Origin of the sequence: Amycolatopsis kentuckyensis, from assembly GCF_002155975.1 — a bacterium.
Taxonomy (GTDB): Bacteria; Actinomycetota; Actinomycetes; order Mycobacteriales; family Pseudonocardiaceae; genus Amycolatopsis; species Amycolatopsis kentuckyensis.
The window spans coordinates 1-7813 of record NZ_MUMI01000707.1; the positions used below are offsets into that span (position 1 = coordinate 1).

Annotated in this window: 6 protein-coding genes; 5 read left to right on the forward strand and 1 reads right to left on the reverse strand. The window is 71.8% G+C overall.

Annotation, left to right across the window (positions count from 1 at the left end):
* The first annotated feature begins 269 nt into the window (after positions 1-269).
* A complete protein-coding gene (locus CCN39_RS46115; protein ID WP_086853319.1) occupies positions 270-1196 on the forward strand; it encodes an undecaprenyl-diphosphate phosphatase in 927 nt (308 codons plus the stop codon).
* A 1-nt stretch (position 1197) separates the two neighbouring features.
* Positions 1198-2046, forward strand: a complete 849-nt coding sequence (locus tag CCN39_RS46120) for a cytochrome c oxidase assembly protein (RefSeq protein WP_086853322.1) — start codon at positions 1198-1200, stop codon at positions 2044-2046.
* Between the two features lie 8 nt (positions 2047-2054).
* Here the strand turns inward: CCN39_RS46120 and panB are convergent, their stop codons facing one another.
* The gene (gene panB, locus CCN39_RS46125; RefSeq protein ID WP_086853324.1) at positions 2055-2918 is read right to left on the reverse strand and encodes a 3-methyl-2-oxobutanoate hydroxymethyltransferase; all 864 of its coding nucleotides are present in this window, start codon (positions 2916-2918) and stop codon (positions 2055-2057) included.
* Between the two features lie 237 nt (positions 2919-3155).
* On the opposite strand from panB, the gene lysX reads away from it, so the two are divergent.
* The 3 genes from lysX to CCN39_RS46140 all read left to right on the forward strand — a co-directional run bounded on the left by lysX (position 3156) and on the right by CCN39_RS46140 (position 7773).
* On the forward strand, positions 3156-6479 hold the full coding sequence (gene lysX / locus CCN39_RS46130; protein ID WP_086853326.1) for a bifunctional lysylphosphatidylglycerol synthetase/lysine--tRNA ligase LysX: 3324 nt from the start codon (positions 3156-3158) through the stop codon (positions 6477-6479).
* Positions 6480-6542: 63 nt separating this feature from the next.
* Positions 6543-7109 carry a hypothetical protein gene (locus tag CCN39_RS46135; protein WP_244211323.1) on the forward strand — a complete coding sequence of 189 codons (567 nt, stop codon included), beginning with the start codon at positions 6543-6545 and terminating at the stop codon, positions 7107-7109.
* A gap of 73 nt (positions 7110-7182) precedes the next feature.
* Positions 7183-7773 carry a DinB family protein gene (locus CCN39_RS46140; RefSeq protein ID WP_086853328.1) on the forward strand — a complete coding sequence of 197 codons (591 nt, stop codon included), beginning with the start codon at positions 7183-7185 and terminating at the stop codon, positions 7771-7773.
* Positions 7774-7813 lie beyond the last annotated feature (40 nt).

Sequence of the window (7813 nt, forward strand, 5' to 3'; positions counted from 1 at the left end):
GCGGGTCCCCGGTTCAGGGGGCCCGGAGTTCGCCGGGGCGGGCAGTCCGCTCACGCATTTCGATCCTCCTCGTCGAGGGTGCGAAGTTCGTCGTGGCGGCGACGGGCTAAACGCTAAGCCGCGATCCGAACACCAGTCAAGAACATGATTGAAGTTCATGGATGTGAACGCCAGCTGTGGGGACGCTGAGCGCGGGTGTCCCCCTTGCCTCGAGCTCACGAAAGGGCCGGTAGTTTCCGGTGTCGGGATTCGGCAAAAAGGGGTACGGAATGTCCGCGGTGACCTATGTCGAGGCGATTGTCGTCGGGGCGTTGCAAGGGGTGTCGGAATTGTTTCCGGTGTCCAGTCTCGGCCACAGCATCCTGCTGCCGGCCTGGCTCGGCGGCTCGTGGCAGCGGGACCTGGGCATCGGGAAGGATTCGCCGTACCTCGCGGTGCTGGTGGCGATGCACGTGGCCACCGCGCTCGCGCTGGTCCTGTTCTTCCGCAAGGACTGGGTGCGGATCGTCGGCGGGCTGTGGACGTCGCTCCGCCACCGCGAAGTCCGCACGCCCGACCAGCGCCTCGCGTGGCTGCTGGTGCTCGCCACCATCCCGGTCGGGCTGGCCGGCCTGCTCCTGGAAAGCCTGCTACGCGACTTCCTCGGCAAGCCGGTGCCCGCGGCGATCTTCCTCGCGCTCAACGGCGGAGTCCTGTACGCCGCCGAGAAGTTCTCCCGGAAGAAGTCCGCGGAGGAAGCGGACACTGTGGACTTTTCCACCGAGGACACCCTGGTCATGCGGGCGGTCTCGGTCGAGGAGGCGACCGACGTCCGGCTGGCGAAGCTGCGGGTCGGCGAGGCGGTGCTGATCGGGGCCGCCCAGATCCTCGCGCTGCTGCCGGGCATCAGCCGCTCGGGCATCACGATGGTCGCCGGCCTGCGCCGCGGGCTGGGGCACGAGGACGCCGCGCGGTTCGCCTTCCTGCTCGCCACGCCGGTGATCCTCGCCGCGGGCGCGCTCAAGACGCCGACGCTGTTCGCCCCCGAAAACCAGGCTTCGCTCGGCCCCGCGCTCGTCGGCAGCGTCGTCGCCGGGGTCGCTTCGTACATTTCCGTCCGATTCCTCACCGGATACTTCGAAACGCGCACTCTGACCCCGTTCGCCATTTACTGCGTGGTCGCCGGAATCGGCAGCCTGATCTTCTTCGCGGTCTGAGATGCCACTGACCTTCGACGCCCCGGCCGTCCTCGGCGTGCTCGCCGCGGGCACGCTCTACGTCCGCGCGGCCCGCGGCCGCGGCTGGCCCCCGGGCCGCACGACGGCGTTCCTCGCCGGGCTCGCGACGATCCTGGTCGTGACCTGCTCACCGCTGGCCATCTACGACACGACGTTCTTCTGGGTCCGCGCGGTCCAGACGGTCACGCTGCTGATGATCACGCCGCTGCTGCTCGCCCTGGGCGCGCCCGTCCGGCTGCTCCTGGACTCCGTCGAGGCGGGGTGGCTGCGCCGGCACGGCCGCGGCCCGCTCGCCCGCGCGCTGACGTTCCCGCCGGTCGTCACGGTCGTCCTGGTCGCGCCGGTGCTGGTGCTGTACCTGACCCCGCTCTACGACCTCACGCTGCGCTCGCCGCTCGCCGACGGCCTGGTCCGGCTGGCGCTCGTGGGCGCCGGCTTCACGTACTTCTGGACGCGCCTGGGGCTCGATCCGACGCCGCGGGAGGACCCGCACCTGGTGTCGGTGTGGATCGCGTTCGCCGAGGTCGTCTTCGACGGCGCGCTCGGCCTGGTGCTGTGGCTCGGCCCGCTGCTCGCCCCGGCGCACTACGCGGCCGCGCACCCGGGCTGGGGTCCGGACCCGCGCACCGACCAGATCATCGGCGCGGGCGTGCTGTGGATCGGCGGTGACGTCGCCGGCCTGCCGTTCGTCGTCGCGTTGTTCGTGCGGTGGGCCCGCGACGACGAACGGCGGGCGAAGCAGGTCGACGCCCAGCTGGACGCGGCTCCGGCGACCGGCCTGTGGTGGGAGAACGACCCGGCGCTCGCGGAACGGTTCAAGCGCCGGTGACCGCCGTGTCAGTCGTGGAACGCGTGCTCCGGCGCCGGGAACTCCCCGCGCCGGACGTCCTCGGCGAACGCCGTCGCCGCGTCCTGCAGCACCGTCGCGACGTCGGCGTAGCGCTTGACGAACCGCGGTGCCTTGCCGCGCCGCAGCCCGGCCATGTCCTGCCAGACGAGCACCTGCGCGTCGCAGTCCGGGCCCGCGCCGATGCCGACCGTCGGGATCTTCAGCTCCGCCGTGACGCGCTTGGCGGCCTCGGCGGGCACCATCTCCATCACCACCGCGAACGCTCCGGCCTCCTGCAGCGCCAGCGCGTCGGCGAGCAGCACGTCCGCCGCTTCGCCGCGCCCCTGCACCCGGTAGCCGCCGAGGTTGTGTTCACTCTGCGGGGTGAAGCCGATGTGGCCCATCACCGGCACGCCGGCCGACGTCAGCGCCTCGACGTGCGCGGCGAACCGGCGTCCGCCCTCGAGCTTCACGGCGTGCGCGCGGCCCTCCTTCATGAACCGCACCGACGTCTCCAGCGCCTGCTGCGGCGAGAGCTGGTAGGAGCCGAACGGCAGGTCGGCGACGACGAGGGCCCGTTTGACCGACCGGGTGACCGCCCGGACCAGGGGCAGCAGCTCGTCGACCGTCACCGGCAGCGAGGTGTCGTAGCCGAAGACGTTGTTGGCCGCGGAGTCGCCGACGAGCAGCACGGGGATCCCGGCCTCGTCGAACAGGGCGGCGGTGTACATGTCGTACGCGGTGAGCATCGGCCACGGTTCGCCGCGCTCCTTGAGCTCACGCAGGTGGTGGACGCGGACCTTCCGGCCCGGCGCCGGCCGGGGAGCCGATCCGGTGCCGTAGGGGGCGGGTTCTTCGGCGCTGGCAGACATCGTCGTCGACCGTCCTTCCCTCGAGGCCTCGGCGAGGTCCCCGGGTCGTGGAACAGAGGCGTCTCAAAGCGTGACACGCCCCCGGACCGGCCCCAACCGCGTGCGACCAGCTTCACACCCTCGAGGACCACCGGCCGTCAGCCTTCAGGTTGATGTCCGGGGACAACCAATGCGGGTTCACTTACGTCAAGAAGAGGCATGACCACCGACCGGCCGCGAAAGGCGACGAAACCACCCATGGGAAACCTCGCGAGCCCGCGCCGTCGCCTCCCCGCCTGGAAGGCGAAGGCGGGCGGCATCGTCGCGACCGTGGTCCAGCTGGCCGCGGTGTTCTCGGTGATCCTGCTCTTCGCCGGCGGCGCGCACGGCCGCCTGCTCAACGGCATCGACATGGCCTTTTCCGGCCTGAGCGTGCCGACCAGCGAGAGCCTGGTCATGGTGCTGCTGCTGGTCGTGCTCGGGAGCGCCCTGCGCCGCCGCAAGAAGGCGGCGCTGTACACGCTGGTGCTGTTCCAGGTCGGCGGCCTGCTGCTCACCCTGGTCCTGCAGGCGACGCTGCTGTGGTCACCCGAACTGCTGACGCTCGGCCCGAAGCAGGTCCGGCACATCCCCGCGCAGCTGTGGGTGCTGACCATCGCCGACCTCGTCTCGATCGGCCTGATCGTGTTCCTGCTCGCGCTGCGCCCGGCGTTCCCGGCCCGGCTCGCGCCGAGCGCCTGGCGCGACGGCCTGAGCATGCTGTTCGGCGGCTTCGCCCTGGTCATCCTGGTCGGCTGGGGCCTGACCGAGGCGTTCCCCGGCCACCTCGGCGACACGTGGGAGCGCTTCGCCTGGGTCGTGAACCACGCCACGGGCGAGAACCTGCAGCTGCGCCGGATCGGCGTCGGCGAAGGGCCCGCCTGGCTGGACGTGTTCCTCGACCTCAGCGCGACCGCGGTCGCCACCGCGGCGCTGTACCTGCTCTTCCGCGGGGTGCGCAGCCGGGCCCTCCGGACCGACGAAGACGAGCTCCACCTGCGCAAGCTGCTCGCCGAACACGGTGAGGACGACTCCCTCGGCTACTTCGCCACCCGCCGCGACAAGAGCGTCGTCTTCGCGCCCAGCGGCCGTGCGGCGGTGACCTACCGCGTCCTCGGCGGTACCAGCGTCGCCAGCGCCGACCCGGTCGGCGACCCGGAGGCGTGGCCCGACGCCGTCCGCGCGTGGCTCGACGAGACGCGCACGTACGGCTGGACGCCCGGCGTGCTGGGGGCGAGCGAGCGCGGCGCGAAGGCGTACACCGGCGCGGGCCTGCGCGCGCTGGAAATCGGCGACGAAGCGGTGCTCGACGTCCGCGAGTTCAGCCTGGCCGGTCCGGAGCGGCGTTCGGTGCGCCAGGCCGTCAAGCGCATCGAGCGGGCCGGGTACACCTCGCGGGTCCGCCGCCACGGCGAGATCCCCGAAGCCGAAATGACCGAGCTGCTCGCGCGGGCGCAGGCCTGGCGCGGCGCCGAGACCGAACGAGGCTTCTCGATGGCGCTGGGCCGGCTCGGCGATCCCAGCGACGGCCGCAGCGTGATGGTCGAGGCCTACGACGCCCACGGCGAGCTGCGCGGGCTGCTGTCCTTCGTCCCGTGGGGCCGCCGCGGGCTTTCGCTGGACCTCATGCGCCGCGACCGCGACGCCGAAAACGGCCTCAACGAGTACATGATCGCCGAGACCGTCGCGGCCGCGCAGCACCTCGGCGCGCAGCGAATTTCGCTCAACTTCGCGATGTTCCGCGCGGTGTTCTCCGAGGGCGAGCGGATCGGCGCGGGCCCGGTGCTGCGGGCCTGGCGCGGGATCCTGAGCGTCTTCTCGCGGTTCTTCCAGCTGGAGTCGCTCTACCGGTCGAACGCCAAGTACGGGCCGGACTGGGAGCCGCGCTTCCTCTGCTACTCCTCGGCCCGGCGGTTGCCGCGCGTCGGCATCGTCGCGGGCGCGCTCGAAGGGTTCGTCCCGACCGGACGGGCGCGGTCGCTGCGGCTGGAAACGGTCAGCGAGGACTTCGTCGCCCGCGTCAAGGAGATCGAGGAGTCGGCGGCGACACCGGCCCCGAAGGCCGTGCGGCGGCCCGAACAGGTCCGCGTCCGGATCGCCAAGCTCGACAAGCTGCGCGAGGCCGGCATCGACCCGTACCCGGTCGGCTTCCGCCGCGACGACCACATCGGCGACGTCGTGGCGAAGTTCGGCGACCTCGCCCCGGACACCACCACCGGGCACCGGGTCCGGATCGCCGGACGCGTGCTGAACCTGCGCATCCTCGGCGGCCTGTGCTTCGCCCGCGTGAAGGACTTCAGCGGCGAGATCCAGCTGATGCTGGAGGCCGGCGAGCTGGACCTCACCCGCTGGCGCACCGGCGTCGACCTCGGCGACCACGTCGGGGTCAGCGGCCAGGTCGTGACGTCGAAGCGGGGCGAGCTCTCGGTGCTCGTCGACGAGTGGACGGTCACCGCGAAGTGCCTGCACCCGCTGCCCGACAAGCGCAAGGGTCTCACCGACCCGGAGACCCGCGTCCGGCAGCGCTACCTCGACCTGGCGGTCAACCCGGACTCGACGAACATGCTGCGGCTGCGGTCCACAGTGGTCCGCGCGGTGCGCGACCGGCTGCACCACGCCGACTACCTCGAGGTCGAGACGCCGATGCTGCAGACGGTCCACGGCGGCGCGAACGCCCGGCCGTTCGTCACCCACATCAACGCCTACGACATGCGGATGTACCTGCGGATCGCGCCCGAGCTGTACCTCAAGCGGCTGTGCGTGGCCGGCGTCGAGCGCGTCTTCGAGCTCAACCGCAACTTCCGCAACGAAGGCGTCGACGCGACGCACAACCCCGAGTTCACGATGCTCGAGGCGTACCAGGCGTACGCGGACTACGACACGATGAGGACGCTGACGCGCGAACTCGTCCAGCACGCGGCCGAAGCGGCGTACGGCGCCCAGGTCGTCCGCCGGCCCGATGCGGACGGCACGGTCGTCGAGTACGACATTTCCGGGGACTGGCCGGTGGTTCCGGTGCACGAAGCCGTCTCGGCGGTGTTCGGCGAGGAGATCGACTCGGGGACGCCGGTGGCCGACCTGCGCCGCCTGTGCGTCGCGGCGGGCGTGCCGGTGGGGGAGGACCCGAGCCACGGCGATCTCGTGCTCAAGGCGTTCGAGCACCTCGTCGAGGGCGCGACCGTGCTGCCGACGTTCTACACCGACTACCCGACCGACGTCTCGCCGCTGACCCGCCAGCACCGCGTGGACCCGCGGCTGGCCGAGCGCTGGGACCTGATCGCGTTCGGCTCCGAGGTCGGCACGGCCTACACCGAGCTGACCGACCCGATCGAGCAGCGCCGCCGGCTCGAAGGGCAGTCGCTGCGCGCGGCCAGCGGCGACGTCGAAGCGATGGAGCTGGACGAGGACTTCCTGCTCGCCCTGGAGCACGGCATGCCGCCGACCGGCGGACTCGGCCTGGGCGTCGACCGGCTGCTGATGATGCTCACCGGCGCGTCGATCCGCCAGACGGTCCTGTTCCCCTTCGTCCGACCGCAGGCATAACGACTCGGTGGACCTGGTCACGGCGACGGGCCGTGGCGCGGCCCGTCGCTTACGCTCTGCCTCGTGCGCACGGCTCGGATCGCCTCGGCCCTCCTGATGGGGGCGGCCGTCCTCGCGTATTCGGGCTGGCTGCTGGAGTTCTTCCTGCCCACCGGCGTCTCCCCGGCGCAGGACCCGGCCGAGGCGCTGCTGACCGGGCCGCCGGTGTTCCGCGTGCTGCTCGCGGTGTCGGGGGTCGCGTTCGTGCTCGCCGGGCCCCCGCTGCACCGGCTCGGGCCGGTCCAGTGGTCGGCGCGGCTCAGTTCGATCTCGGTGAGCGCGTTCGGTGTGCTCGTGCTGCTGCAGGCCGCCTACCCCGAGCGCAGCCACCTGCTGTCGTCGCTGCTCAGCGTGGTTCTGGTGGCCGGGGTGATCAGCCTGATCCTGTGGTGGCCGCCGGGCTGGCGCGCGCTCGCGGTCGCGGGCCTGGTGGTGGTGCTGGCGACCTGGCTGGCCGTCGTGCTCACCCGGCAGCTGGGCACCTACGAAGGCGTCGCCACGCGGGCCCAGCTGGTGGTCCGCGCGGCCCTGTACGGCATCGGCGGGGCGTACGCCTTCGTCAAGCCGGCCCCGAGGCACGCCCACCGATAGCGGAATTCCGCCCGAAAATGTCGGTGCCGGGTGGCACGATCGCCGGTAGGTATCTCTTGGCGGAAGGATCGACATGGCGGGGAACGTGCGCCCGGTGGCCGACGAGCGTGACGGGCTGCTGAGCTTCCTGGAGCAGCAGCGGTACGTGCTCAGACTGGCGGCCCACGGGCTGACCGATGAGCAGGCGAGGCTCGCCTCGACGAAGAGCACGCTGTCGGTGGGCGGGCTGATCAAGCACGTCGCGAGCACCGAGAACGGCTGGATGGACACGGTGCTGCAGGTGCCGCAGAAGCCGTTCGGCGAGGCGATGGCGGAGTACCAGGACGCGCACCGATTGCGCCCCGACGAGACGCTGGAAGGCGTGCTGGCCCGCTACGACGAGGTGGCCGCCCGCACCGCGGAGGTCATCGCGGGCATCGACGACCTCGGCCAGGCGGTCCCGGTGCCGAAGGGCGTCCCGTGGTTCCCGCAGGACGTCGAGGCCTGGTCGGTCCGCTGGGTCCTGCTCCACCTGATCCAGGAGACGGCCCGCCACGCGGGCCACGCGGACATCATCCGCGAGCACATCGACGGCGGCACGGCGATGCCCCTGATGGCCGCGGCCGAAGGCTGGCCCGAGTCCCCCTGGATCAAGCCCTGGACCCCGCAGTCCCAACCAGCCTGACCCGGCCCCGGCTCGCGGGTGGGCCGCGAGCCGGGGCCGG